This window comes from Bosea sp. (in: a-proteobacteria) (assembly GCF_023953965.1).
Lineage (GTDB): Bacteria > Pseudomonadota > Alphaproteobacteria > Rhizobiales > Beijerinckiaceae > Allobosea.
In genome coordinates, this window is the sequence record NZ_JAMLIX010000001.1 from 2,731,244 (window position 1) to 2,755,685 (window position 24,442).

Here is a 24,442-nt window from a genome sequence, read left to right on the forward strand (position 1 = left end):
TCAGATCTCTCGCACCGCGAGGATGACGCGCAGCGAATCCCCGAGAAGATTGATGCTGATGATGAACAGCGACAGGAAGGCGGCCGGCGCAGCGACGACCCAGGGCGCGAGCAGCATGAAGCCGCGCTCGGCGCTGATCATCAGCCCCCAGTCCGAGGACGGCGGCTGGGCGCCGAGACCCAGGAAGCTGAGCGAGACCGTCAGCATCGCCGCGAAGCTGAAGCGGATGCAGCTCTCGACGATGATCACCGGCAGGACGTTGGGGAAGAGCTCGCGGAACAGGATATAATCCGTCCGCTCGGCGCGCAGCTCGGCTGCCTCGATATAGGGGGCGGAGCGAACCGGCAGGACGGCGGAACGCACGACCCGCGCCACGCGCGGCATGAAGACGACGCCGATGGAGATGACGGCGTTGACCTCGTTCGGCCCCAGCACCGACACCACGAGCAGCGCCAGCAGCAGCGACGGAAACGACATCACCACGTCGCAGCCGCGCATGATCGCCTCGTCGAGCCAGCCGCCCTTGTAGCCGGCGAGCATGCCGAGCGCGATGCCGCCGAACACGCCCAGGATGGTGCTCAGCGTCGCCATCACCACGGTGACGCGCGTGCCGATGATCACGCGGCTGAGAACGTCGCGGCCATACCGGTCGGTTCCGAACCAATGCGCCCAGGATGGCTTGGCGAGCTTGAACGGGGTGAACTGTTCGGCCGTGTAGGGCGCGATGAGCGGACCGAGGACGGCGAAGATCACGAAGGCCGCGAGCAGGCTCGCGCCGAGGATGAAGGGAAAATTGCGATAGGGAGAGGTTTGCGCCCGCATGCCGCCCTCACTTCGCGCGGACGCGCGGATCGAGCGCCATGTAGCTGAAGTCCGCCAGCAGATTGGCGATGCAGTAGCCGGCCGAAATGAAGAACATCGCGCTCTGGATCAAGGGCAGGTCGCGCTGCTCGATGGCATAGAGCACGAGCGTGCCGATGCCGGGATAGCCGAAGATCTGCTCGACCACGACCACGCCGCCCAGCATCCAGCCGATATTGATCGCGATCACGGTGATGGTCGGCAGAAGGGCGTTGGGCAGCACATGGCGCAACAGCACGCGCAGGCGCGACAATCCCTTGAGCTCGGCGGCGCTGACGAAGCCCATCCGCATGGTCTCGATCAGGCTGCTGCGGGCGGTGCGGGTGATGTGGCCGAGCGATTCAAGCGCCAGCGTCATCACCGGCAGGGCCAGCACGACCATCAGGGCGAGAAGGCCGGTGCGGTCCTCGGTCGCGGTGTTCGACGGGAACCATTGCAGCCAGCCCGCGAAGACCAGGATCAGCCCCGATCCGATCACGAAAGCCGGCATCGAGACGATGACCAGAACGACGATCGAAATCGCATGATCGACCGCGCTGCCCGCCCGGATCGCCGAGACCATGGCGAGCGACAGGCTCAGGAACACAGCGATCGCCATCGCCGGCGCGGCCAGCACCATGGAATTGCCGAGCCTGTCGAAGAGGATCGGGCCGATCGGGGCGCCGAAGCTGATCGAGCGGCCGAAATCCCCTTTCAGCATCCCTCCCAGCCAGCTCAGGTATTGCTCCCACCACGGGCGGTCGAGGCCGGTCAGCGCGCGAAGCTGCTCGATCGCGGTGCCGGACCGGTCCGACCACATGCCCAGCATCACGTCCGCGGCGTCGTCGGGCAGAAGCTGCATGATCGCGAAGACGAGGAGCGAGGCCCCGAACAGCGTGAAGGCCAGCAGCACGAGCCTTAGCAGAACATACCTGAACATGGCCGGGGCGGGGAGGGGTTGCCTAGTTCTTCAGGGAGACCCGGCGCAGATCGACATAGCCCAGCGGATGCACGACGTAGTCCTGCACCTCGGCCCGGACGGCCGAAACGTTCTGCACGAAATAGGGCACCACTTCCGGTCCCTCTTCCCACAGGATCTTCTGGATCTCGTCATAGGCGGCCTTGCGCTGCTTCTGATCGGTCGCGGAGCGGCCGGCGAGCAGGAGCTCGTCCACGCGCGGGTTGGAATAGCCCGAGAAGTTCCAGATGTTGTTGGTGCCGTAGAACGGCGTCAGGCTCTCGTCGATCGTGCCGCGGCCGGCCCAGTTGATGTTGGCGATGGTGAAAGGCTTTCCGCCCGCCCGCAGCATGGCCGTCTGCGCCGCCATCTCGGTGGATTCGATCTTCACGCGGAAGCCGGCGTCCTTGAGGTTCTGCTGCGCCACGACCGCGGCCGGCTCGAGGCCGGGGCGCCCGCTGGTGGTGACGAGGGTGAGGTCGAGCCCGTCCTTGAAGCCCGCCTCGGCGAGAAGCTTCCTGGCCTGCGCCACGTCGCGCTTGCGCTGGGGCAGGTCGGCGTTCGCCCAGACTCCGCCGGGAACGACGGGCGAGTCGTTGCCGACGACGCCGTAGCCGGCGGTCGCCGCGGCGAGCAGCGCATCGCGGTCGAGGGCGAGCTTCAGCGCCTGCCGCACGCGCACGTCGTCGAAGGGCCGATGCTTGACGAAGGTCACGAAGGGCTGGAAGGCGGGCGAGGCCGTGGTGAGGACCTTGATGTCCTTGTTGCCGGAGACGAGGCCGAGAAGATCCTTCGGGGCATTGTCGAGGATCTGGATCTCGCCGCGCGTCAGCGCGGTGATCTGGGAGGCGGGCTCGCTCATGACGATCTGCTGGACCTGATCGAGAAGGGGCAGCCCGGCCTCGAAATAGTTGGGGTTGCGCGCGAAGACGGCGCGCGAGCCGGGCACGTATTCCTTCAGGACGAAGGGGCCGGTGCCGTTGGGCGCCGTCGAGATCTGCTCGAGATTGGCCTTGTCGATGACACGCCCGAAGGGGCCGCCGAGGGCGAAGGGAAGGTCCGCGTAAGGCGCGTTGAGATCGAAGCGGACCGTCTTGTCGTCGACCGCGACGACGTCCTTGATCATGGTGAACGACGCGGCGCCGCGGCTGGCGGTCTTGGGATCGATGATCCGCTTGATGCTGAACGCGACATCCTCGGCGACGAGCGCGCGCCCGTCGTGGAACTTCACGTTGGGGCTGAGATGGAAGGTCCAGCTCAGGCCGTCCGGGGAGGTTTCCCACGAGGTGGCGAGCTGCGGCTCGATCTTGAGTTCCGGGTTGATGTGGACGAGGTTCGAGAACAGCATCGCCGTCAGCATGTAGCCGTCGAGCGTGCCGATGCGGGCGGGGTCGAGGCCGGGGTTTGCCAGCGGCACCGCATAGCGCAGGACACTCGCCTTCTTGGGGGCCTGCGCCCAGCCGGGAGCGGAAAGGGCGGCGCCCACGGCAAAGGCCGCGGCAAGCGCGAATGTCCTGGAGAATTTCATCGATATCCCTCCCTGAGCTCTTCATCCTCGGCACGGGTGGAGATGGCGCGGCGTTCGCAAACGCTTCCTTCGCGGCCATTCGGCCACGAAACCGAGCCCTGATCTTAAACCTTATAACCACCCCCAAAAGCCGACAATATCCCCATCGGCGAACTTCAGTTCGCCTCGCGTCAAAGAAAGCCCGGCATGCGCATGCCCGGCCTGCGAGATGGTGCTTGCAAGGCCGCGGGCCCGGATGGAATAGCGATGCCGTTCGCGCGGATCGTCGCCGCTTTCAGGGAGACATCATGGACATCAAGCCATTCGCCGTCGAAATCTGGATGAACGAGTTCGAAACCACCTGCGCGTTCAATCTGGCCGAGACCTGCGTGGAGAGCCTGACGATCGCAGAGCTCCTGGCCCTGGCGGGCCGCAACGACACGGATCTGTCGGAGCTCCTGGCTCTCAAGCTGACCTATGGGGCGATCGAGGGCTCGGATCGGCTGCGCGATGCCGTCGCGGCGCTCTACCGGCGTCAGGCCCGCGCCAATATCGTCGTCACCCACGGCACGATCGGCGCGAATTCGCTCGTGCATCAGGCGCTGGTCTCGCGGGGCGACCGGGTCGTCTCGGTCATCCCGACCTATCAGCAGCATTATTCGATCCCCGAGAGCATCGGCGCCGAGGTCAGGCATCTGCGGCTGCGGGAGGAGAACGGGTTCCTGCCGGACCTCGCCGCGCTTCGCGCGCTCGCCACGCCGGGCACGCGGCTGATCGCGATCAACAACCCCAACAATCCGACGGGCGCCCTGATGGACGAGGCGATGCTGCGTGAGGTCGCGGCGATCGCCCGGGATGCCGGAGCATGGCTGTTGTGCGACGAGGTCTATCGGGGAACCGACCAGACCGGCTCGGGCCTGACGGCGTCGGTCGCCGATCTCTACGAGAAGGGCATCAGCACGGCGGGAATGTCCAAGGCGTTCTCGCTGGCGGGCCTGAGGCTCGGCTGGGTGGCGGCTCCCGCCGAGGTCATCGAGGCCGTGATGCACCATCGCGACTACAACACGATCTCGGTGGGGATGATCGACGACCATTTCGCGGCGCTCGCGCTCGAGAACGCCGACAAGATCCTCGCGCGCAGCCAGGCGATCACGCGCGGCAACCTCGCGATCCTGAGCGCCTGGGTCGAGAACGAGCCGTCGATCTCCTGGGTGCGGCCGCGCTCGGGCACGACCGCGCTGCTGAAATACGATCTCGACATGTCCTCGCGCGATTTCTGCGTCGCGCTCCTGCAGGAGACCGGGGTGATGTTCACGCCCGGCTCGGCCATGGAGATGGAGGGCTATGTGCGCATCGGCTATGCCAACGCCCCGGAGGTCCTGAAGGCGGGGCTCGAGCGCGTTTCGGCGTTCCTGGCGAAACGGCGCGGCGGCGGAGCCTCCGCATCGTCCCCGGCATGACCTTCGCCGCAATCGAGAAAGCTGAAGCCATGTCCGATGAGACCACCGGCGCCAACACGATGTGGGGCGGCCGCTTCACCGCCGCCCCCGCCGAGGTGATGCGGAAGATCAACCCCTCGATCGGCTTCGACCACCGGCTCTACCGGCAGGACATCGCCGCCTCCAAGGTCCATGCCGCGATGCTCGCCCGCCAGGGCATCATCGCGCAGGCGGATAATGAGGCCATCCAGGCCGGGCTCGACCAGATCCGCGGCGAGATCGAGCGCGGCGAGCTTCGGTTCAGCATCGATCTCGAGGACATCCACATGAACGTGGAAGCGCGCCTCAAGGAGATCGTCGGCGAGCCGGCGGGGCGCCTGCACACGGCGCGCAGCAGAAACGACCAGGCCGTCACGGATGTCCGCCTGTGGATGCGCGACGCGATCGACGGGCTCGACGGCGCGATCCGCGACCTGCAAGGCGCGCTGATCGCGCGGGCGGGCGAGCATGCCTCGACGATCATGCCGGGCTTCACCCATATGCAGGTCGCCCAGCCCGTGACCTTCGGCCATCATCTGATGGCCTATGTCGAGATGTTCGGGCGCGACCGCGAGCGCCTCGCCGGCGCGCGCGAGCGCACCAATGTCTCGCCGCTCGGCGCCGCCGCGCTGGCGGGCACCGCCTTCCCGATCGACCGGCATTTCACGGCGGCCGCGCTCGGCTTCGCCCGGCCGACCGAGAACTCGATGGATTCGGTCGGCTCGCGCGACCACATCTGCGAATTGCTGTTCTGCTGCGCGATGCTCGCCGTTAATCTGTCACGCCTTAACGAGGAGATCACGCTGTGGTGCAGCGACGGCTTCCGCTTCGTTTCGCTGTCGGACGCCTTCACCACCGGCTCCTCGATCATGCCGCAGAAGCGCAATCCGGACGCCGCCGAGCTGGTGCGCGGCAAGACCGGCCGCGTCGTCGGCTCGCTCACCGCCCTGCTGGTGACGGTGAAGGGCCTGCCCATGACCTTCATGAAGGACATGCAGGAGGACAAGGAGCCGATGTTCGACGCGCTGGAGACGGTCGATCTCTGTGTCGCCGCCACCGCCGGCATGGTCCGCGACCTCACCGTGCGGCCGCAGAACATGCGCGCCTTCCTCGACCGCGGCTTCCCGACCGCGACCGACCTCGCCGACTGGCTGGTGCGCGAGGCCGGCGTGCCCTTCCGCGAGGCCCATCACATCACAGCCCGCATCGTCGCGCTGGCGGAGGCGAAGGGCTCGACCCTGCAGGCGCTCGACCTCGCCAGCATGCGTTCGGTCGATCCGCGCATCACGGATGCGGTGTTCGCGGTCCTGGCGCCGGAGCATTCGGTGAAGAGCCGCCTGAGCTATGGCGGCACCGCCCCCGACACGGTGCGCGAGGCGATCGCGCGCGCCAGGCAGCGCTGGCTGCGTTGAATCTCGACCCTAGGCCGGGCGCTTCGCGAAGGCGAGCCCGACCCCGAGCGCGACCATCGCGGCGCCGGAGCCCTCGCGCAGGCGGCGCACCAGGTTCGGCCGCGCCGCCGCGGCGCCCTGCCGGATGCGGCTCGCCGCGAAGGCGACGGCGATGTCGGCGAGCGTGTTGAGCAGCACGGAGATCGTGCCGAGAGCGATGAATTGCAGCGCGACGCTTCCGGCGGCGGGATCGACGAATTGCGGGATGAAGGCCAGGAAGAACGCCGCCGTCTTGGGGTTGAGCGCCTCGACGACGGCGCCCTCGCGAAAGGCGCGCCGGGGCCCCATCGGCGGGACGGGCCTGCCGGCGACGATGGCCGTGGCCGCGTCGCGGCGCGCGACGAGGATGGTGCGGATGCCGAGCCAGACCAGATAGGCGGCGCCGGCGAGCTTCAGCGCGGTGAAGAGCTCGGCGCTGGCGAGCACCAGCGCGGATACGCCGAGCGCCCCGGCGAGCACATGGACGAGGCCGCCGAGCCCGGTGCCGAAGCTCGAGGCCAGCCCCTCGCCGCGCCCGCCCGCGAGCGAGCGGGCGGCGACGTAGAAGATGCCCGGGCCGGGCGTGACGGCGAGGAGAAGTGCGGCTGCGAAGAACAGGGCGAACCGGGTCGGATCGGGCATGACTGGATGTCCGGGCTGGAAAGGGGAGGGGTCAGGTCGGGATCAGGGTCGCCAGATGGCGATCGGCCGGCCGCTCGCTTTCGGCGAGGCCGGCGATCACGCCTGCGCGGTCGGCCGGGCTGCGGTTCTGGCTGAGCTTGCGCTTGCCCTCCAGCGTCGCGATCGGCATGCGCAGGCCGATGATGCCGCGCAACTGCGCCTGGACGAAATCCGCCGGTGCGTCGCTGACCGCCCAGGGCAGGGTGCGCTCGCCTTCGTGCAGGACGGTGAGGCGGGTGACGGCCTCGATGAGCCGGTCCGGATCGTCGAAGAACTCGACCGGGCCGGAGGCCTGCACCGTCACATAGTTCCAGGTCGGCACCACCTTGCCGGTCTCCTGCTTCGTCGCATACCAGCTCGGCGTCACATAGGCGTCCGGCCCCATGAAGATCGCAAGCCCGTCGCCGAGCACCGGCGCGCGCCACTGCGGGTTGGCCTTCGCCAGATGCCCGTAGAGCACGCCGTGCTCGCCCTCGCTCTCGTCGATGAAGAGCGGCAGCGGCGTCGCCAGCGCTCCCTGCGGCGTGGCGGTGACGAAGGTTGCGAGTCGCGCCGCCCGGATCGTGGCCAGAAGGCCCTCCCTGTCCGTGTCGCGGAAGGCCGGTGGGGTGTACATGGGCGAAATCCTTGACGTTCTGAAGCCCCGACATCCGCAATCTGGACCGATCGGGTGGTCGTCGTCGAGACCGGGCGCCGTCCGTCCGGCATCGGCTATCCATGCAGCAGACGCATCGCCGTGACGCCGGCTCATGAAATTGTGCCTGTGCCGGCGATCGTCTAGAGCGTTCGGCCGTGTCCCGCGGCGGGAATCGGCCTGCCGGAGGGATGCTGCGGGACCAAGCCGAGATGACCGCCAGCACGCCGACCGCCTCCCTGCCGCAACGCGCCATGATGCCGGTGCTGATCGCGCTCAGCCTGACGCATCTCATCAACGACATGATCCAGTCGCTGATCCCGGCGATCTATCCGATCATCAAGGAAAGCTACCGGCTCGATTTCGGCCAGGTCGGCCTGATCACGCTGACCTTCCAGGTCTCGGCCTCGCTGCTGCAGCCGGCGGTCGGGCTCTACACCGACAAGCATCCGATGCCCTATTCGATGGTGGTCGGCATGGGCTTCACGCTCGGCGGGCTGATCGGCCTCGCCTATGCCGGCAGCTACGGGTTCCTGCTGCTCTCGGCGGCCTGCGTCGGCATCGGCTCCTCGATCTTCCACCCCGAGGCGACGCGGATGGCGCGCAATGCGTCGGGCGGGCAGCACGGGATGGCGCAGGGCATCTTCCAGGTCGGCGGGCAGACGGGCGGAGCGCTGGGGCCGCTGCTGGCGGCGTTCATCATCGTGCCGCGCGGGCAAACCAGCCTCGCCTGGTTCTCGGTCGCGGCGCTCGTCGCGATGATGCTGATGGTGTGGACCGCGGCAAGCTATGCGCGGCTCGACCGGGCGCGGGCGCGCAAGCCCGCGGCCGCCGTGGCCGCCGCCCAGCCGACGCGGCCGGGCAGGCGCTCCGTCGCCTTCGCGATCACGATCCTGATCGTCCTGCTGTTCTCGAAGAACGCCTACACGGCGAGCTTCACCTCGTTCTACACCTTCTACCTGATAGGCAAGTTCGGCGTCTCCGTGCAGAATTCGCAGGTGATGCTGTTCCTGTTCCTCGCCTCCTCGACGGCAGGCGCCCTCGGCGGCGGCATGCTCGGCGACCGGATCGGCCGCAACAAGATCATCTGGTTCTCGATTCTGGGGGCGCTGCCCTTCACGCTGATCCTCCCCTATGCCGACCTGTTCTGGACCGGCGTGCTGACGATCATCATCAACGTCATCATGTCGAGCGCCTTCGCCGCGATCCTGATCTATGCGATCGAGCTGATGCCGGGCCGGGTCGGGCTTGTCGGCGGCTTCTTCTACGGGCTGTCCTTCGGGCTCGGCGGGCTCGCCGCCGCGCTGCTGGGCCTGCTCGCCGATCTTCTCGGCATCGAGACCGTCTACAAGATCTGCTCCTTCATTCCGCTGATGGGCCTGCTCGCCTGGTTCCTGCCGCGGCTGAGCGAGGGGACGCGCGGCGCGAAGCTGGGGCATTAGATCATCGCGCGTCCTATCCGATGCTTTAGGGGCTCTTAACCCGCGATTTACCGCGTTTCGCTACGGTTGGATCGCCGGGCCGCGCGGCCTGCCGCCGTGCCTCAAGCCGGCGCAGTCGGGTCGAGTGAGCGAGTGTCCGGTTCCGCCTCATGCATATCGCGCCGTCCTTCCCCAACCTCTCGGTGCTGCTCATCGATCCGAGCCCGCATTACCGCCGGATCGTGCGCACGATGCTCTACCAGGCGCAGCTCAACCGCATCCTCGAGGCGTCGGACCTGACCTCGGCCGCATCGATCTTCATCCAGAAGCAGCCGAACATCGTCATCCTCGACTGGGACATGCCGGACGGCAACAGCATCAAATGCCTGGCGGCGATCCGCTCCTCCAGGACCTCGCCCTTCACCAAGGCGCCGGTGCTGGTGATGATGGAGCGGCCGGACCGGCGCTCGGTCGTCCATGCGGCGAAGCTCGGCGCGCACGAGATCATCACCAAGCCGATCTCGCCCAACAATCTATGGTTGCATCTGTCGGGTATTATCAACGTGCCGCGGAAATACCGGGAAACGGCGGGCAAGATCACGCTGGTGCCGCGTGCCATCAGCAACAACATGTTCTGATCGCTGCCGGCGCCCGCCACGAAAACGCCGAAAGTATCGACCGGTTCGCGTCATATTTAGCGAAATCTTTACCAGTTTGACGCGATGGTCCAGCCACAACCCTGGGTCGCCCTTCATGGTCATCACCGTCTCGCTTCCTCCTTTCCTCGGCCGCGCCGAGGCCACGACCTTCCGCAACCAGATTCTGGTGGCGCTGGAGCAGCAGGAAAGCATCGCCGTCGAATGCGCCGAAGCCGGGCCTCTGCCCAGCCTCTGGATCCAGCTTCTGCACGCCGCGGCCATGAGCGCCGCCGCGCGGGGGCTTTCGGTCACGCTCAGGGCCGCTTCCAGGGAATGCCGCGAATCCCTGCGGTCGATCGGCTTCGATGCCGCCCACAGTGCTCTCGTTCTGGAGTGACAGGCATGAAGATCCTGGCGATCGACGATACCAAGACCCTGCTCAGCCTGCTCAGCCTGACGCTGCGCGGCGCCGGCCACGAGGTGACCGAGGCCGAGAACGGCGAGGACGGTCTCACCAAATTCGACCAGTTCCGCCCCGATCTCGTGATCACCGATCTCAACATGCCGATCATGGACGGCATCGAGTTCACCCGCGCCTGCCGCTCGCGCCCCACGGGCCAGAACACGCCGATCATCGTGCTGACCACCGAGAACGGCGCCGAGATCAAGGCGGAGGGCCGCCGCGCCGGCGCCAGCGCCTGGATGGTCAAGCCCTTCGAACCCAATACGCTGCTCGGCCTCGTCGCCCGCTACCAGAACTGAAGGCTTCGCCGTGGACCCGCTGGCAGAACTCAAGCAGACCTTCTTCCAGGAATGCGAGGAACTCCTCGGCGCGCTGGAGCAGAAGCTCCAGGCCCTCGACGAAGGCTCCGGCGATCCCGAGGACGTCAATGCCGCCTTCCGCGCCATCCACTCGATCAAGGGCGGCGCGGGCGCCTTCGGCTGCACGGGGCTGGTCGGCTTCTCGCATGTCTTCGAGGCCGCGCTCGACCATCTGCGCTCCGGCCGCGTCGCCATCGAGGATGCGCCGTTCACGCTGTTCCTGCGCTGCGCCGACGCCGTCGCCGATCTCGTCGCCGCCGCGCGCAACGACGAGCCGGCAAGCGAGCGCCCCGACCTCCTGGCCGCGCTCGAGCAGGTCGGCAAGGAGCCGCAGGCAGCCGCTGCCGTGCCCACGCCCGCGCCCGCTCCTGAGCCGGCGGCGCCAGCCGCGGAAGGCGACGCGCCTCCCGGCATCGCCGCGCTCGGCAACCTGATCGCCATGGTCGAGGCGAAGACCGCCGCTCCCGCCGCCGACGACGGCTGGGACGACGAGCCGGCCGCCGCGACATCCGGCCGCGACGTGCATCTGCGGATCACGCCGGAAAGCGACCTGTTCCGGCGCGTGATCGAGCCGCGGGTGGTGCTGGGCTCGCTGCCGGCCGAGGACATCGTCTCGATCCGCTGCGATCTGAGCCAGGTGCCGCCGCTCGAAAGCCTCGACGTCAGCGATTGCTGGATGCGCTTCGAGGTGGGCTTGCGCACCGAGCTTTCCATCGAGGAGCTGCACGGCCGCTTCGACTTCAGCCTGGCGAACGAGGAATTCGAGATCGTCTTCCCCGAGGAGGCCGAGGCCGAGGCGCCGCAGGCGAGCGAGGCGGCCCCCGAGCCCGAGGTCTCCAGCGCCGTCGCCGCCGATCTCTCCGCGATCCTGGCGAGGCTCGGCCCGGTGTCGGAAGCGGCGGCCGAGCCCGATATCCGACCTGCCCCGGTGGAGGCGGCTGCCCCTGTCCCTGCCGCGACGATGGACACCGCCGCCGGCCGCACGGCGCCGCGCGCGCCGGTCGTCGAGACCGCTAAGCGACAGGCGGTCAGCGTGCGCGTCGATCTCGACCGCATCGACAAGCTGATGAACCTCGTCGGCGAGATCGTCATCACCCAGTCGATGCTGGTCGAATGCGTGCGCTCGCTGCCCTACGACGTCCATGCCAAGACCGCCGAGGGCATGCTGACCCTGTCGCGCCAGACGCGCGAATTGCAGGACCATGTCATGGCGGTCCGGGCGCAGCCGGTGAAGGCCGTGTTCCAGCGCATGCCGCGGCTGGTGCGCGAGCTCGCCCAGACGCTCGGCAAGGAGGTGCGTCTCGTGCTCGAGGGCGAGAACACCGAGGTCGACAAGACGATCATCGAGGAGCTCGCCGACCCGCTGACCCACATGATCCGCAACTCGATGGATCACGGGCTGGAGACGCCGGACGAGCGCGTCGCCGCCGGCAAGCCGCCCGAGGGCACGATCAAGCTGATCGCCGAGCACCGCGCCGGGCGCATCGTCATCTCGGTCACCGATGACGGGCGCGGCATCGGGCGCGAGCGGCTCTTGGCCAAGGCGCGCTCGCGCGGCCTCGTCGGCACCGACGAGCGGCTCGCTCCGGAGGAGATCGACCAGCTCATCTTCGCCGCCGGCCTGTCGACGGCGGAAGCCGTCAGCGACATCTCCGGCCGCGGCGTCGGCATGGACGTGGTGCGCCGCAACGTCGAATCGCTCGGCGGGCGCATCAGCGTCGATTCCGACCCCGGCCGGGGCTGCAAGTTCACGCTGGCGCTGCCGCTGACGCTGGCCGTGCTCGAAGGCATGGTGATCCGCTGCGGCGGCGACCGCTATGTCATCCCGATCGCGAGCGTGATCGAGACCCAGCATCTCGCCGCGACGCCGATCGAGCGGCTGCCCTTCGGCCAGGAGGTGCTGCGCTGGCGCGGCGAGGTGACGCCGCTCTATCGGCTGGGTGCGGTGATGGGCTCGACCGGTGCGACCGACGAGAACATCATCATCATCGCCGAGAACGAGCGCGGCAACACGATCGGCATCGCGGTCGACGAGATCGTCGGCCAGCAGCAGGTGGTCGTGAAGAGCCTCGAGGCGAATTACGGCACCGTCAACGGCGCCTCGGCGGCGACGATCCTCGGCGACGGCCTCGTCGCCCTGATCCTGGATATCGACTCCATGCTGCGGCTCGCCGCGTCCGGCGGCCGGGCCTTCCAATCTGACCTCAAGATGGCTGGATGACCATGACCCTCCAACTCGGCGAAAAGCATTTCTCGTCCCCGCAGCCGGAATCGGCGGCGCGCCGGATCGTGACCTTCAAGGTCGGCGAGCGCACCTTCGGCATCGATGTCGGGATGGTGCGTGAGATCAAGGGCTGGCAGGCGACGACGCCGCTGCCGCACGCAGCCCCGCATGTGCGCGGCGTGCTCAACCTGCGCGGCGTGATCCTGGCGGTCTACGACCTGCGTACCGCGATCGGGCTCGGCGCCACCGACGCCACCGCGACCCATGTCATCGTCGTCGTCGACGTCGCGGACAAGACGGCGGGCCTGCTGGTCGACTCGGTTTCCGACATCGTCGACGTGCCGGTCTCCGCCGTGCGCCCGGCGCCCGATCTCGAACGCGACGAGCGCGGCCTGATCGAGGGCCTCGTCCTGCTGGAAAGCGACATCGTCGCGCTGCTCGACCTCGCGGCGGTGATCCGCGACGGCGGCGCGGAGGCCCAGCCCAGGACCAGCCGGGCCGCCTGACCTTCTAAAAGACCAGCCCGAGCGTAGCGTCGAGAAGCGGGCGAAAACCGGAAACGATCGAACCCCATGGGCAGCGCGCTCGGCCCCTTCTCCCGCCTCACGGTCAGCCAACCGCTCATCGCCGCCGGCTCGGCCGGGCTCGCCGGCGGCTTCATGTCCTATGCGGCCTTCGCCGGCGCGCCTGCCCTGGGCGCGGCCGGCATCGCCGCTGTCGCGCTCATCGGTGGGCTCGCTGCCTGGGGCGCGGCCCGCCCGCTCGCGCATGCCGCCGCCGCCGCCGCCCGCCTCGCGGAAGGCGCCGAGACCCCGCTTCCCGAGGCGGCCGGCTCCGGAGAGGGCGCGGAGCTTGCGCGCGCGCTCGCGACCATCCGCGAACAGGGGCAGGAGGCGCAGCGCCTGCGCGCGGCGCTCGACCAGGGCCGGGCCAATGTCATGGTCTGCGATCCCGAGGGCCGCGTGGTCTATGTCAGCAAGGGACTGCTGCGCTTCTTCGGCGAGGCGCAGGAGGATTTTCGCGCTGCCTTTCCGGGCTGCTCCGCCAAGGACATGCTGGAGCGGGTCATGGAACGCGTTCGGGCCGAGCATCGCCCGCTCGGGACGGAGCCGATGCGCCTGACGCTCGGCCGCCGCAGCCTCTGCCTGACCCTGACGGCGATCGCCCGTGAGGACGGTCGCGGCCTCGGCACCGCCGTGGAATGGCGGGAAGTGACCGGCGAAAGCGCGCTCGTGGCCGAGATCGCGGCCCTGGTCGAGGCGGCCGAAGCCGGCGATTTCTCGAAGCGCGTGAAGGCGGATGGCGGGCCGGCGGCGCTGAAGGCTGCGCTCGGTGGCCTGAACCGGATCAACGTGCTGATCGAAAGCGCGCTCGGCCAGATGGAAGAGGCCGTGACCGGGCTCACGGACGGCGATTTCGGCCGGCGCGTCGGCGGGCCTTATCAAGGCAGCCTCGGGCGGCTGCGGGAGGCGCTGGACGGTGCGCTCGACCGCCTGGCCGAGACCTTCGAGACGATCCGCGCCGGCGCCGGTGAGATGTCGCAGACGGCGGCCGAGGCCGATGCCGCGACCGCCGATCTCGCGGAGCGCACCGGGCGGGCGGCCGCCGATCTCGGCGAGGTCGCGACGGCGGCCGAGGCGGTCGCTGCCTCGATCGGGCTGAGCAGTGCCCGCAGCCGCGAGGCGGGCGTGCTCGCCGGCGAGACGATGAGCGTCGCGCAGCAGGGGCAGGGCGTCGTCACCCGTGCGGTCGACGCGATCGAGCGGATCGAAACCACCTCTGTGAAGATCTCCGAGATCGTCGGCGTGATCGACGAGATCGCCTTCCAGACCAACCTGCTCGCGCTCAATGCCGCCGTCGAGGCGGCGCGCGCCGGCGATGCCGGCAAGGGTTTCGCGGTCGTCGCCTCCGAGGTCCGCTCGCTGGCGCAGCGCTCGGCGCAGGCGGCCAAGGACATCAAGGGCCTGATCGCCGCCTCGAAAGGGCAGGTCGCCGAGGGCGTCGGCTTCGTCCGCGAGACCGGCACTGCGCTTGAGCGCATCCTCGCCGCCGCCGGCAAGGTCTCCGCGACCGTCTCCGAGATCGCCGCTGCCGCCGCCGAACAGGCGCAAGCGGCGGCCGAGACGGGCCGCGGCGTGGCGAAGATCGACAAGGGTACAAAACAGAATGCCGCTCTCGCCGGGCGCAACGCCGGGGCCATGGCAGCACTCGCCGCGCAGGCGGTGGCGCTGGAGGCCGCGTTCGCCGCTTTCGGCGGCGCCCGGATGCCGCGCCGGCCCATCGCGCCGGTTCCGGCCCCGCCGGCGCGGATCGCGCCGCAGCCACAGTTTCGACGTGCCGCCGCCGGCGGCCGCCTGGGAATTTGAGTCATGAGCAGAGCCGCATCCTCCCTCGCCTTCGCCCCGCGTCCGCCCGCCTCGGCCGACGTCACGTTGACGCGCGACGACATGAAGTTCATCGCGGCGCTGGTCTACGAGCAGGCCGGCATCGTCATCCGAGAGCACAAGGAGGCGATGACGCGCGGGCGGCTGGCGCGGCGGGTCAAGGCGCTCGGGCTCGCCTCCGTCGCGGAATACTGCGCCTTCCTCAAGACGCCGCAGGCGGCCGGCGAATTGCCGGAGCTGATCAACGCGCTGACCACCAACCACACCGCCTTTTTCCGCGAGCGCCATCATTTCGACCATCTGCGCAAGGACGTGATGCCGAAGCTGATCCAGAAGCGCGGGCGGATCCGCATCTGGTCGGCCGCCTGCTCCTCGGGCGAGGAGCCCTATACGATCGCCGCATCCTGCCGCGACGCGACCGGGCCGCGCGGCGACCTCGACCTCAGGATCCTGGCGACCGACATCGATACCGACATCCTGGCGCGGGCCGAGGCCGGCCTCTATCCGGCGGAGCTCTTCGAGCGCCTGCCGGCCGATGTCAGGCCGCTCATCAAGCTCGAGGGCGCGGGTGGGCGCGGCGAGGTGCGCATCGCCGAGGAGCTGCGCCGGATGATCGCCTTCAAGCGGCTGAACCTGATCGAGACCTGGCCGATGAAGGGGCCGTTCGACATGATCTTCTGCCGCAACGTCTTCATCTATTTCGACACGCAGACCAAGGCGTCGATCCTCGATCGTTTCGTGGCGCTGCTGGCGCCCGGCGGCTTCCTCTATCTCGGGCATTCGGAATCGCTGCCGCAGCCGCATCCGAAGCTGCGCCTGATCGGCCGCACCATCTACGAGAGGACCGCATGAGCGTCTCCCGGTCCTCCCGCCGCTATTTCGATCCGCGCTTCGGGGCGACGATCATTACCGTCGCGCCGGGCGAGCACCAGATCATCTCGGCCAAGGACGAGATCGTCGCGACCGTGCTCGGCTCCTGCATCTCGGTGTGCATGCGCGATCCCACGACCGGCATCGGCGGGCTCAACCATTTCCTGCTGCCGAAGAACAACGGCAGCGCCGATGCCAGCGCCGGCGAGCGCTATGGCGACACGGCGATGGAGGTGCTGATCAACGGCCTGATCAAGCGCGGGGTCAGGCGCCAGAACCTCGAGGCCAAGGTCTTCGGCGGGGCGCGCGTCCTCTCGGGCGCGACGATGCTGGCGATCGGCGACAACAACATCGCCTTCGTCACCGACTTCCTGAAGCGCGAGGGCATCCCGATCGTCTCCAAGGATGTCGGCGGCACGCGCTCGCGGCGCATCCACTACCAGCCCTCGACGGGGCGCGTCTGGGTCCAGCAGGTCCAGGCTTCGGCCCGCGACAGCGGCCGGGAGCAGGAAATCGCCTATCTCAACCGGCTCAAGAGCCAGCCTGTGGCGGGTGAGGTCGAAATCTTCTCATGAGCAGCGCAATGTCTTCCTCCGCTTCCGCCGCCGCACCGGTCAAGGTGCTGGTCGTCGACGATTCCGTGCTGATGCAGAAGCTGATGACGCAGATCATCGACTCCGCGCCGGGGTTCAAGGTGATCGGCGTCGCCGGCAGCGCGGAGGAGGGCTGGGACGCGATCCAGGAGCTGCGCCCCGATGTCGTCACCCTCGATCTCGAGCTGCCCGGCCGCCATGGCCTCAAGCTGCTCGCGCGCGTTCTCAAGCAGGACCCGCTGCCGGTGCTGATCGTCTCGGCCTTCGGGGGGCCGGGGGCCGACAACACCATCCAGGCGCTGGAGCTCGGCGCCATCGACTTCATCGAGAAGCCCGACGGCACGACCCATACGCTCGAAGGCTTCATGAAGCATCTCGTCGCCGCGCTGCAGCGCGCCGCGGGAAGCCGCAGGATGCTCACCTTCGCCCGCCAGATCGGGCAGGCCGCCGCACCCGCCCGCCCGGCGCCGCCTCCGCCGCCGGCACCGGCGCGCGCAGGCAGGGCCGCGCTGATCGCGATCGGCGCCTCGACCGGCGGCGTGCCGGCCGTGCAGACGGTGATGCGCGACCTCGCGCCGCTCAGGCTGCCGATCGTTGTCGTGCAGCACATGCCGGCGGGCTACACGGCGAAGTTCGCGGGCAGGCTCGCGATGGCGAGCGGGCTCGACGTCCGCGAGGCGGCCGAGGGCGACAGGCTCGAGCCCGGCATGGCCGTGGTCGCGCCCGGAGGCCTGCGCCATCTCGAGATCGAGGAGCGCCGCGGCGCCTTCGTCTGCACGCTGCGCGAGGGGCCGCCGGTCAGCGGCCATTCGCCCTCCGTCGACGTGATGTTCCATTCGGTGGCGAGGAGCGTCGGCGGCCATGCGGTCGGCATCCTGCTCACCGGCATGGGCCGCGACGGCGCAGATGGTTTGTTAGCCATGCGAAAAGCCGGCGCCGAGACGTTAATCCAAAGCGGGGAGACCTGCGTGGTAAACGGGATGCCGAAAGCGGCGTTCGAGATCGGGGCCGCCGACAGGGTGGTTCCGCTCGGCCAGATCGGCGCGGCGGTCGCGCAACTCGTCGGCGAGCGGCCGAAGCTGCGCACCGCGTAAGGAGCAAAACCATGTCAAAGGCCAGAAGCGAATACCGCATCCTGGTGGTCGACGACCAGAAGAGCATGCGCGGCCTGGCGACCTATTTCCTCAAGCAGATCGAGTTCCAGGACATCGACGAGGCCGAGAACGCCCGCGAGGCCCTGATGAAGATGCAGCAGAAGCGCTACGACCTCTTGCTGCTCGACTGGAACATGGAGGGGATGAGCGGCATCGACCTGCTGCGCGCCATCCGCTCGGTGCCGGAATTGAACCAGATCAAGATCATCATGGCGACCTCCGAGCGCTCGGTCGACAAGATGGACGAGGCGACCACCAACGGCGCCGACCATTACGTCGTGAAGCCCTATGAGCTGCGCGACCTCGAAGTGCGGGTGAAGAAGGTCCTCGCCTGCTGAGGCCTTCGGTCTCGCCATCGTGAAGGCAAGCCCCGCGCCGGCCGGCTGCGGGGCTTTTGGTTTTGGGGCATGATGCGCCCGTTCCATCGTCGGGCCGGAGGGAAGCCATGCAGCCGTCGCGTCGCCAGATCGTCGCCGGGATCGCCGGTGCCGCCGCCGGTTTCACTGCCCACAGGGCCGCGGCGCAGGCCCTCACGGGCGCCCATGCCTTCGGCTTCGACAGGCCGGGCGGCGAACGGCTGACGCTCGCCGATTATCGCGGCCGGCCGGTGCTCGTCGTCAACACCGCGACGCGCTGCGGCTATGCCGGGCAGATGGCGACGCTGGAACAGCTCTGGCAGCGCTACCAGGGGCGGGGGCTGATGCTGGTCGCCGTGCCGAGCAACGATTTCGGCGGGCAGGAGCCGCTGGACGGCGACGCCATCGCCGAGGCCGCCCGGGCAAGCCATGGCGCGACCTATGCCTTCGTCGAGAAGAGCGTGGTGCGCGGGCCGCAGGCGCACCCGTTCTACCGCTGGGCCGCCGCCGAGCGGCCCGGCGAGGCGCCGCGCTGGAACTTCCACAAATACCTGGTCGGGCGCGACGGCGCGCTGATCGGCGGCTTTCCGGCCGCGACCGATCCGCTCTCGCCCCAGCTCGTGCAGGCGATCGGGCGGGAGTTGCAGGCGGGGTGAGTTTCCTCGCCGGCACCCTTACGCCTTCGGGCGGAAGGCCGCGATCACGGCCGGGTCGGTCTCCAGCCTCGGCCCCTCGATCAGGTCGATGCAATAGGGGATCGCCGGCATCACCGCGTCGAGGCATTCGGCGATGGCGCGGGGCCGGCCGGGCAGGTTGACGATCAGCGTCCTGCCCCGGATACCCGCCGTCTGGCGCGAGAGGATCGCGGTCGGCACCTTGGCGAGGCTGACCTGGCGCATCAGCTCGCCGAAGCCGGGCATCGGCTTCTCGAGCACGTCCCCGGTCGCCTCCGGCGTGACGTCGCGCGGGGCCGGGCCGGTGCCGCCGGTGGTGACGACGAGGCAGCAGCCCTCGCGGTCGGAAAGCTCGCGCAGCGTTTCGGCGATCCGGCTGCGCTCGTCGGGGACGAGGCGCGTGACCGCCTCCCAGGGCGAGGCTAGGGCCCTGGCGAAATAATCGCGGATCGCCGGGCCACCCTCATCGGCATAGACGCCGGCGAAGGCACGGTCGGAAACCGTGACGATTCCAATCCGGGCGGTTTTGCTCATCGGCTCTCTCCTGCGGCGGCGCGCGCTTTCCTGGCGGATCGGGCCCGGACGGCATCCCTGAGGCGCCTCAGCCACATCCGGCCGAAGGCGGCCGCCTGCGCCGCGCCCGGACGCCCCGGCCCGACGCGGATGATGGCGTTGGCGATGATGCGGCGCTCACCCCAGACATAGGTGCCGGCATCGACGCCCTCGCCGGCGCCGCTGTCGAAGAAGGCCGGCGGCGTCGCGTTGAAATCGGCCTGGAGCATGGCCATCGCCAGGGTCCGGCCGGGGGAGTGGCGCGCCTGCGCCTCGTCATAGGCGATCTTGAGGAAATGCCGGCGGTTGCCGCTCTCGACCAGGAGGCCCATGGCGATGCTCCTGCCGTCGAGCAGCAGGGTGTCGATCAGCAGGGCGTCGTCGGCGGCGAAGAGCGCGGCCATGCGGCGGATATAGGCGGCATGCGCCGGCAGGCAGGCGATGGCTGTGCCGGCGGCGCCCTTCCAGCCGGAGGCTTCGAGGGTCAGGAAGGCGTCGAGCGCCTCCAGCGCGGCGCGGCCGCGGCTGCGCCGGAAGGTGAGGGCGCCCTGCTTGGCCACGGCGCGGAACTGCTGCATCCGCTTCTTGTAGCCCGAGCCCAGCGCGCGGCGCAGATAGCCCTCGAAGCTGTCGCCGGCCTCGGGGATCATCAGCGGGCGGGTCCAGCGCTCATAGGTCGAGATCGCGCTGCCGGTCCGGCGGCAGGCCTCGGCAAGGGCGGCGAAGCACGGCCCCTCCAGCGGCATGAGCGGCAGGATGAGCCGGTGCGGCAGATCGCGCGAGGCGCGCAGATAGCGCATCAGCGCGCGGGCGGCTTCCGTCGCGTGGTCGCGGTCGACGACCGGCAGCGAGGAGACCTCGTAGAGCGGCACGAGCGGGGCGACGAGCGCGCCCGTGAAGCCGCCGCGCCAGCTGCGCTCGCGCCGGAAGGCCCAGACGCCGACGAGCCGCTCGAAATCGAGCGCCTCGCTGAACCAGGCGCAGAGGACGACGATCTCCTCCTCCGGCACGAGCGCGGTCGCTGCCGAGACGGCGGCCGGCGCCATATGCGGATTGGGCTCGAGCGCGTGGCGGGCGAGTTCCGTGAAGACCGGCCCCAGCCCGGCATAAGCGGCGGGGCCAAGGCGCCTGACGACGATGCCCGTGCTCAAGGCCGCGAGCCGTTCCGGTTCGGTCGGCCGAGCTCGCCGCGCAGCGCGAGGACGAAGGCGATCACCTGCGCGGTGGCGCGGTAGAGCTCTTCCGGGATCTGGTCGTCGAGCTCGACTGCCGAGAGCGCCTGGGCGAGGATGGCGTTCTGCTGGATTTCGACATCGTGCTCGCGGGCGGTCTCGACGATGCGCTCGGCCAGTTCGCCACGGCCCTTGGCGACGACGCGCGGCGCGTTCTGCCCGTCATATTCGAGCGCGACGGCGATGCGGGGCGGTTGCGGGGCGCTCATGACAGGCGGTCCAGGAACTGGCCGGCGGTCGGCTGCATCACGCGCGGCTGGCCGGTGTGGACGTCGACGGCGCCGCTGGCGAAATCGGCATCGAGCAGCGCGCCTTCGAGGCCCTGCGCCGCGCCGCGCAGGAGGCGGCTGGTTTCCTCGCGCTCGGCCCAGAGTGAGACGCCGACATCGCGGCCCTGCAAGGTGACGACGCCCTGGAGCGGGCCCATCGGCTCGACGTCGAGCGCGAAGCGGATGCGCCAGAGCGGCGGGCTCAATCCTTGCGCGTCGCGGCGCGGCGCCTCCCGCTCGACCTGGAGCGGCAGGATCGCCGTGCCGTGCTGGAAGGCGACCGGGATCTCGGCGAGCCAGCGCCCGCCCGGCTGCGTGCCGTCCGGCCGGGCGGTGTCCGCCGGCAGCGAGGCGTATTGCGTGAGCTTGATCCGATCGAGCGCGGCCTCGGTCTGGTCGAGCAGGGTCGTGGCGATGGCGAGCGGCTTCTCGCCCGCGGTGAGCGACGGTGCGGCGGCGGGCTGGGCCAGGAGCGGGCCGTCCCGGCGCGGCGGGGCGGGGCGGGCGCTCTGGTCGGCGGGCTCCTGCGCCGCCGGGGCGTCTCTGCGCGCGGGAGAGCCGGTCTTCGGCTCCGGCGAGAGGGCGTCGACGATCGGCAGCAGGGTCTCGCGCAGCGCCTGCAGCCCGGCCTTGAGGTCGCCCTGCCGGGGCGCGGGCAGCCCGGCCGCCTGCCGCGTATCGAGGAAGAGTCCCGAGCCCTGGAAGGCCTGCTTCAGCGTGGCCGCGGTCGGCGCCTGCCGCTCGGCCGGCACGGCCTGGGCCAGGATCCGGTCGATGGCCGGCAGCAGCGTCTTCGGCAGGGACAGCGAGACCGACCCTTCGGCCACGGCGCGCAGATTGGCGAAGAGCGGGGCAAGCCCGGCCTGCCGTTGCAGCACGGGGCCGAGCAGAGGCCCGGCGAGTGCGCGCGCGCTCGCGGCGGGGTTGGAGGCAGCGGCCGGGTCCGGGGCAGGGCTGCCGGTCGAGGCTTGCGTCCGCGATGCCGGTTGCGGCGGGCGCGTCTCGATCAGCGTGGCGCGCAGGTCGCCGCCGGGCTCGTCGGGCGGATCGAGGCGCAGCATGAGCGTCGTGCCCGGCTGCAGGGCCGCCTGCCGCGCCTGCGTGCCGGCGAGGACGAGGGCGACCTTGCTGTCGCCGATCATGGCGGTCGCGGTTCCATCCGGCTCCAGCGAGGAAAGCCTCGCCTCGACCGTCCGGCCGGCCGTCAGCTCGCCCGCGGCATCGAGCGCCTGCAGCAGGGTGGCGAAGGTCTGGCTCTTGACGAGCTGGGCGAGATTCATCGGGCGGACCTGAAGACGATTGCGCCATCCTGTCAGGAAAGATTAAGCATTTCCTTGCCGGCCGGCCGGTCGCGCCGTGCAAGGCGCGTCTGCGCGGTTGGCGCTGGCCGCCGGAGCGGCGTTGCGGCAGGGTCGGGTTTCCCCTTCTCGAGGATCACCGCCATGGACTATCGCCGTCTCGGCCGCTCCGGCCTCGAGGTCTCGCCGCTGTGCCTGGGCACGATGATGTTCGGCGGTCCGACCGACGAGGCGGCCTCGCGCCGGATCATCGACCATGCGCGCGCGGCCGGCATCAATTTCATCGACACCGCCGATTCCTACAATGACGGCCGCTCGGAAGAGGTCACCGGCCGCGCCATCGCCGGCCATCGCCATGACTGGGTGCTGGCGACCAAGGTCGCCAACAAGACGGCGCCGGGGCCGATGAACGGCGGGCTGTCGCGCCGCTGGATCATGCGCGCCTGCGAGGACAGCCTGCGCCGGCTCGGCACCGGGACGATCGACATCTACTACCTCCACAAGGAGGACCATGCGACGCCGCTGACGGAGACGGTGCACGCGCTCGCCGATCTGGTGCGCCAGGGCAAGATCCGGCATTTCGGCGTCTCGAACCACCGGTCCTGGCGGCTGGCCGAGATCTGCCGGCTCTGCGACGAGGCGGGCATCGACCGTCCCGTCGTCAGCCAGCCCTATTACAACGCGATGAACCGCATGCCGGAGGTCGAGCACCTGCCGGCCTGCGGCTATTTCGGCTTAGGGGTGGCCTCCTATTCGCCGCTGGCGCGCGGGGTGCTGACCGCGAAATACACCGCCGGCCAGGCACCGGCGGAGGACAGCCGCGCCGGGCGCGGCGACAAGCGGATCATGCAATCGGAGTGGCGCGAGGAGAGCCTCGTCATCGCCCGGACGATCAGGGAGCATGCCGCGCGCAAGGGGCTGACGCCGGTCCAGTTCGCGGTGCGCTGGGTCCTGAACAACGCCTTCGTCACGGCGGCGATCGCGGGCCCGCGCACCTTCGAGCAGTGGGAAGGCTATCTTTCCGCGCTCGATGCCGGATTCGATGCCGAAGACGAGGCGCTGATCGACCGGCTCGTGCCGCCGGGCCACCCCTCGACGCCCGGCTACAGCGATCCGGCCTATCCGCTGGAAGGGCGCGTCAGCCGCGTCTGAGCGGCAATCCTCAGTTCATCAGGCAGAAGCCGCCGACGACGATTTCGCTGCCGCACCAGGCCTTCCTGGGCTCGCTGCTCGCCGAGAGGCGTAGCGGCGGCTGTTCCTCGCGCTGAACGGCCGCGGGCGGGAAGGGGACGCGCTCCGGCTGCGTGGTCGCGGCCTGCTCGCCGTTTCTTTTGGCGACGCCTGGAAACGCGATGACGCCGTCGCGGTCCACCTTGGCCGGTGTGGCCGCGCTGCGCCCGCCGAAACGGAATCGCGCCGCCTCGGCCTCAACCGGCAGCAGGCTTATGGTCGCGACGAGGCACAAGCAGGCGGCGATGCGGCGCATGAGGGCAGTCTCCTGATCCTCGACAGCATGCCGCGACCCGCCGCCGTTGCAAGGAAAGCCTGAGATCAGCCTGAGCGAGGCGTTAATGCCTCAATGGCCGGGCAGGACGATCATCGTCGGCCGGGCCGGCAGCGCGGCCTTGCCGAGCGTGATCGTCGCCTCACCGCGCCGCTCGACCGGCCAGAGGCCCTCGCTGCGGGCGAGGAAGCGCTCGAGCGTGCCGCCGCCGAAGAAATGCATCGGGATCATCACCCGCGCCTGGATCGATCGCAGCACCTCGAGCATGCCGCTCTGGTCGAGCGTGTAGCTGCCGTCGACCGGGAAGAGCACGATGTCGATCCGCCCGAGCGCCCTGAGGTGGCCGGGCTCCAGCGGATGATGCAGATGGCCGAGATGGGCGATGCAGAGCTCGCCGATCTCGAAGACGAAGATCGAGTTGCCGTCGAAATCGGTGCCGCCGTCGAAATTGCGGATATTGGTCGGCACATTGCGGACGCGGACGTCGCCCACCGTCAGATCGTGCTTCGCCGCGCCCCGGCCGGAGGGGTCCCAGCCGGGCAGGACGTGCTTGATCGCGGCATCGGGATGGCGCGAGTTGTGCGTCGAATGCGCCTTGTTCATCGTGGCGATGTCGGGCGTCACCGGCGGGCGGAGATAGTCGTTGTAGTCGGTCGCGATCGTCACGCCGCCGGGCGTCTCGATCAGGAAGGTGGCGTGGCCGACGAAGCTGAGGCGGACCTCGTCCTTCGCCAGCTGCACGCGCCGGATCGGCAGGCTCAGGCTCGCCATCTCGGGCCGGCAGCCGGGTTCGCCCGACTGGGCCCGGGCGGGCAGGGCGCCGGCCGCGGCACAGGCGACGAACGGCAGCAGGAAGCGCAGCGCGATCCGAAGCAAGCTCATCGGCAGGCTCCATGCGGTCTCGTCGGGGTAGCGGAGTGTTA

General features: G+C 69.5%; 26 protein-coding genes. 15 read left to right on the plus strand and 11 right to left on the minus strand.

The window, feature by feature from the left end:
- From M9917_RS12695 to M9917_RS12705, 3 genes are read right to left on the minus strand one after another with little or no spacing between them, the layout of a single operon-like run.
- Complete coding sequence (locus tag M9917_RS12695) at nt 1-822, minus strand: ABC transporter permease (protein WP_297254180.1); 822 nt, start codon at nt 820-822, stop codon at nt 1-3.
- 7 nt (nt 823-829) lie between these two features.
- Nucleotides 830-1,780 (minus strand): ABC transporter permease, encoded by a 951-nt coding sequence (locus tag M9917_RS12700; RefSeq protein ID WP_297254182.1) that lies wholly within the window; start codon nt 1,778-1,780, stop codon nt 830-832.
- Between the two features lie 22 nt (nt 1,781-1,802).
- Nucleotides 1,803-3,326 (minus strand): ABC transporter substrate-binding protein, encoded by a 1,524-nt coding sequence (locus M9917_RS12705; protein ID WP_297254184.1) that lies wholly within the window; start codon nt 3,324-3,326, stop codon nt 1,803-1,805.
- 287 nt (nt 3,327-3,613) lie between these two features.
- On the opposite strand from M9917_RS12705, the gene M9917_RS12710 reads away from it, so the two are divergent.
- Both M9917_RS12710 and argH read left to right on the plus strand, forming a co-directional pair.
- Nucleotides 3,614-4,765 (plus strand): aminotransferase, encoded by a 1,152-nt coding sequence (locus M9917_RS12710; protein ID WP_297254186.1) that lies wholly within the window; start codon nt 3,614-3,616, stop codon nt 4,763-4,765.
- Between the two features lie 29 nt (nt 4,766-4,794).
- Nucleotides 4,795-6,195: an argininosuccinate lyase gene (argH, locus tag M9917_RS12715; RefSeq protein WP_297254187.1), complete on the plus strand. Its 1,401-nt coding sequence runs from the start codon at nt 4,795-4,797 to the stop codon at nt 6,193-6,195.
- 9 nt (nt 6,196-6,204) lie between these two features.
- On the opposite strand, the gene M9917_RS12720 is transcribed toward argH, so the two are convergent.
- Entirely contained in the window at nt 6,205-6,855 is a 651-nt protein-coding gene (locus tag M9917_RS12720) for a LysE family translocator (RefSeq protein WP_297254190.1), read from the minus strand.
- A gap of 31 nt (nt 6,856-6,886) precedes the next feature.
- Nucleotides 6,887-7,510: an FMN-binding negative transcriptional regulator gene (locus M9917_RS12725; protein WP_297254192.1), complete on the minus strand. Its 624-nt coding sequence runs from the start codon at nt 7,508-7,510 to the stop codon at nt 6,887-6,889.
- A gap of 230 nt (nt 7,511-7,740) precedes the next feature.
- Between M9917_RS12725 and M9917_RS12730 the strand changes: the two genes are divergently transcribed.
- From M9917_RS12730 to M9917_RS12785, 12 genes are all read left to right on the plus strand, one after another.
- Nucleotides 7,741-8,970 carry an MFS transporter gene (locus M9917_RS12730; protein WP_297254194.1) on the plus strand — a complete coding sequence of 410 codons (1,230 nt, stop codon included), beginning with the start codon at nt 7,741-7,743 and terminating at the stop codon, nt 8,968-8,970.
- Nucleotides 8,971-9,119: 149 nt separating this feature from the next.
- Nucleotides 9,120-9,587 (plus strand): response regulator, encoded by a 468-nt coding sequence (locus M9917_RS12735; RefSeq protein WP_297254196.1) that lies wholly within the window; start codon nt 9,120-9,122, stop codon nt 9,585-9,587.
- A 115-nt stretch (nt 9,588-9,702) separates the two neighbouring features.
- Nucleotides 9,703-9,984 (plus strand): STAS domain-containing protein, encoded by a 282-nt coding sequence (locus M9917_RS12740; RefSeq protein ID WP_297254198.1) that lies wholly within the window; start codon nt 9,703-9,705, stop codon nt 9,982-9,984.
- Nucleotides 9,985-9,989: 5 nt separating this feature from the next.
- Complete coding sequence (locus M9917_RS12745; RefSeq protein WP_297254200.1) at nt 9,990-10,349, plus strand: response regulator; 360 nt, start codon at nt 9,990-9,992, stop codon at nt 10,347-10,349.
- Between the two features lie 10 nt (nt 10,350-10,359).
- A complete protein-coding gene (locus M9917_RS12750; RefSeq protein WP_297254201.1) occupies nt 10,360-12,630 on the plus strand; it encodes a chemotaxis protein CheA in 2,271 nt (756 codons plus the stop codon).
- On the plus strand, nt 12,627-13,139 hold the full coding sequence (locus tag M9917_RS12755) for a chemotaxis protein CheW (protein WP_297254203.1): 513 nt from the start codon (nt 12,627-12,629) through the stop codon (nt 13,137-13,139). The genes M9917_RS12750 and M9917_RS12755 overlap by 4 nt, the downstream gene beginning before the upstream one ends.
- Before the next feature lie 66 nt (nt 13,140-13,205).
- The gene (locus tag M9917_RS12760) at nt 13,206-14,999 is read left to right on the plus strand and encodes a methyl-accepting chemotaxis protein (RefSeq protein ID WP_297254205.1); all 1,794 of its coding nucleotides are present in this window, start codon (nt 13,206-13,208) and stop codon (nt 14,997-14,999) included.
- 3 nt (nt 15,000-15,002) lie between these two features.
- Nucleotides 15,003-15,869 carry a CheR family methyltransferase gene (locus tag M9917_RS12765; protein ID WP_297254207.1) on the plus strand — a complete coding sequence of 289 codons (867 nt, stop codon included), beginning with the start codon at nt 15,003-15,005 and terminating at the stop codon, nt 15,867-15,869.
- Nucleotides 15,866-16,462 (plus strand): chemoreceptor glutamine deamidase CheD, encoded by a 597-nt coding sequence (locus M9917_RS12770; protein WP_297254209.1) that lies wholly within the window; start codon nt 15,866-15,868, stop codon nt 16,460-16,462. Before M9917_RS12765 ends, M9917_RS12770 begins: the two co-directional genes overlap by 4 nt.
- 8 nt (nt 16,463-16,470) lie before the next feature.
- The gene (gene cheB, locus M9917_RS12775) at nt 16,471-17,574 is read left to right on the plus strand and encodes a chemotaxis-specific protein-glutamate methyltransferase CheB (RefSeq protein WP_297254211.1); all 1,104 of its coding nucleotides are present in this window, start codon (nt 16,471-16,473) and stop codon (nt 17,572-17,574) included.
- Nucleotides 17,575-17,585: 11 nt separating this feature from the next.
- Complete coding sequence (locus M9917_RS12780) at nt 17,586-17,972, plus strand: response regulator (RefSeq protein ID WP_293809090.1); 387 nt, start codon at nt 17,586-17,588, stop codon at nt 17,970-17,972.
- Between the two features lie 107 nt (nt 17,973-18,079).
- Nucleotides 18,080-18,646, plus strand: a complete 567-nt coding sequence (locus tag M9917_RS12785) for a glutathione peroxidase (protein WP_297254214.1) — start codon at nt 18,080-18,082, stop codon at nt 18,644-18,646.
- A gap of 18 nt (nt 18,647-18,664) precedes the next feature.
- Here the strand turns inward: M9917_RS12785 and mog are convergent, their stop codons facing one another.
- The 4 genes from mog to fliK are packed head-to-tail and all read right to left on the minus strand — an operon-like array spanning nt 18,665 to nt 21,997.
- Nucleotides 18,665-19,198, minus strand: coding sequence for a molybdopterin adenylyltransferase (gene mog, locus M9917_RS12790; RefSeq protein WP_297254216.1), 534 nt, complete (start codon nt 19,196-19,198; stop codon nt 18,665-18,667).
- The gene (locus M9917_RS12795; protein WP_297254218.1) at nt 19,195-20,367 is read right to left on the minus strand and encodes a GNAT family N-acetyltransferase; all 1,173 of its coding nucleotides are present in this window, start codon (nt 20,365-20,367) and stop codon (nt 19,195-19,197) included. Before M9917_RS12795 ends, mog begins: the two co-directional genes overlap by 4 nt.
- On the minus strand, nt 20,364-20,657 hold the full coding sequence (locus M9917_RS12800; RefSeq protein ID WP_297254220.1) for an EscU/YscU/HrcU family type III secretion system export apparatus switch protein: 294 nt from the start codon (nt 20,655-20,657) through the stop codon (nt 20,364-20,366). Before M9917_RS12800 ends, M9917_RS12795 begins: the two co-directional genes overlap by 4 nt.
- Complete coding sequence (fliK, locus tag M9917_RS12805) at nt 20,654-21,997, minus strand: flagellar hook-length control protein FliK (protein ID WP_297254222.1); 1,344 nt, start codon at nt 21,995-21,997, stop codon at nt 20,654-20,656. The genes M9917_RS12800 and fliK overlap by 4 nt, the downstream gene beginning before the upstream one ends.
- Before the next feature lie 162 nt (nt 21,998-22,159).
- On the opposite strand from fliK, the gene M9917_RS12810 reads away from it, so the two are divergent.
- A complete protein-coding gene (locus tag M9917_RS12810; RefSeq protein ID WP_297254224.1) occupies nt 22,160-23,167 on the plus strand; it encodes an aldo/keto reductase in 1,008 nt (335 codons plus the stop codon).
- A gap of 10 nt (nt 23,168-23,177) precedes the next feature.
- Here M9917_RS12810 and M9917_RS12815 read toward each other — a convergent pair whose 3' ends face one another.
- Both M9917_RS12815 and M9917_RS12820 read right to left on the minus strand, forming a co-directional pair.
- On the minus strand, nt 23,178-23,501 hold the full coding sequence (locus M9917_RS12815; RefSeq protein ID WP_297254227.1) for a hypothetical protein: 324 nt from the start codon (nt 23,499-23,501) through the stop codon (nt 23,178-23,180).
- 90 nt (nt 23,502-23,591) lie between these two features.
- Nucleotides 23,592-24,401 carry an MBL fold metallo-hydrolase gene (locus M9917_RS12820; RefSeq protein WP_297254228.1) on the minus strand — a complete coding sequence of 270 codons (810 nt, stop codon included), beginning with the start codon at nt 24,399-24,401 and terminating at the stop codon, nt 23,592-23,594.
- Between the last annotated feature and the right edge of the window lie 41 nt (nt 24,402-24,442).

Excerpts from the sequence above, each read along its gene's own strand:
- M9917_RS12695 (WP_297254180.1), bottom strand. The coding sequence starts at position 822 with ATGCGGGCGCAAACCTCTCCCTATCGCAATTTTCCCTTCATCCTCGGC.
- M9917_RS12700 (WP_297254182.1), bottom strand. The coding sequence starts at position 1,780 with ATGTTCAGGTATGTTCTGCTAAGGCTCGTGCTGCTGGCCTTCACGCTG.
- M9917_RS12705 (WP_297254184.1), bottom strand. The coding sequence starts at position 3,326 with ATGAAATTCTCCAGGACATTCGCGCTTGCCGCGGCCTTTGCCGTGGGC.
- M9917_RS12710 (WP_297254186.1), top strand. The coding sequence starts at position 3,614 with ATGGACATCAAGCCATTCGCCGTCGAAATCTGGATGAACGAGTTCGAA.
- argH (WP_297254187.1), top strand. The coding sequence starts at position 4,795 with ATGTCCGATGAGACCACCGGCGCCAACACGATGTGGGGCGGCCGCTTC.
- M9917_RS12720 (WP_297254190.1), bottom strand. The coding sequence starts at position 6,855 with ATGCCCGATCCGACCCGGTTCGCCCTGTTCTTCGCAGCCGCACTTCTC.
- M9917_RS12725 (WP_297254192.1), bottom strand. The coding sequence starts at position 7,510 with ATGTACACCCCACCGGCCTTCCGCGACACGGACAGGGAGGGCCTTCTG.
- M9917_RS12730 (WP_297254194.1), top strand. The coding sequence starts at position 7,741 with ATGACCGCCAGCACGCCGACCGCCTCCCTGCCGCAACGCGCCATGATG.
- M9917_RS12735 (WP_297254196.1), top strand. The coding sequence starts at position 9,120 with ATGCATATCGCGCCGTCCTTCCCCAACCTCTCGGTGCTGCTCATCGAT.
- M9917_RS12740 (WP_297254198.1), top strand. The coding sequence starts at position 9,703 with ATGGTCATCACCGTCTCGCTTCCTCCTTTCCTCGGCCGCGCCGAGGCC.
- M9917_RS12745 (WP_297254200.1), top strand. The coding sequence starts at position 9,990 with ATGAAGATCCTGGCGATCGACGATACCAAGACCCTGCTCAGCCTGCTC.
- M9917_RS12755 (WP_297254203.1), top strand. The coding sequence starts at position 12,627 with ATGACCATGACCCTCCAACTCGGCGAAAAGCATTTCTCGTCCCCGCAG.
- M9917_RS12760 (WP_297254205.1), top strand. The coding sequence starts at position 13,206 with ATGGGCAGCGCGCTCGGCCCCTTCTCCCGCCTCACGGTCAGCCAACCG.
- M9917_RS12765 (WP_297254207.1), top strand. The coding sequence starts at position 15,003 with ATGAGCAGAGCCGCATCCTCCCTCGCCTTCGCCCCGCGTCCGCCCGCC.
- M9917_RS12770 (WP_297254209.1), top strand. The coding sequence starts at position 15,866 with ATGAGCGTCTCCCGGTCCTCCCGCCGCTATTTCGATCCGCGCTTCGGG.
- cheB (WP_297254211.1), top strand. The coding sequence starts at position 16,471 with ATGTCTTCCTCCGCTTCCGCCGCCGCACCGGTCAAGGTGCTGGTCGTC.
- M9917_RS12780 (WP_293809090.1), top strand. The coding sequence starts at position 17,586 with ATGTCAAAGGCCAGAAGCGAATACCGCATCCTGGTGGTCGACGACCAG.
- M9917_RS12785 (WP_297254214.1), top strand. The coding sequence starts at position 18,080 with ATGCAGCCGTCGCGTCGCCAGATCGTCGCCGGGATCGCCGGTGCCGCC.
- mog (WP_297254216.1), bottom strand. The coding sequence starts at position 19,198 with ATGAGCAAAACCGCCCGGATTGGAATCGTCACGGTTTCCGACCGTGCC.
- M9917_RS12800 (WP_297254220.1), bottom strand. The coding sequence starts at position 20,657 with ATGAGCGCCCCGCAACCGCCCCGCATCGCCGTCGCGCTCGAATATGAC.
- fliK (WP_297254222.1), bottom strand. The coding sequence starts at position 21,997 with ATGAATCTCGCCCAGCTCGTCAAGAGCCAGACCTTCGCCACCCTGCTG.
- M9917_RS12810 (WP_297254224.1), top strand. The coding sequence starts at position 22,160 with ATGGACTATCGCCGTCTCGGCCGCTCCGGCCTCGAGGTCTCGCCGCTG.
- M9917_RS12815 (WP_297254227.1), bottom strand. The coding sequence starts at position 23,501 with ATGCGCCGCATCGCCGCCTGCTTGTGCCTCGTCGCGACCATAAGCCTG.
- M9917_RS12820 (WP_297254228.1), bottom strand. The coding sequence starts at position 24,401 with ATGAGCTTGCTTCGGATCGCGCTGCGCTTCCTGCTGCCGTTCGTCGCC.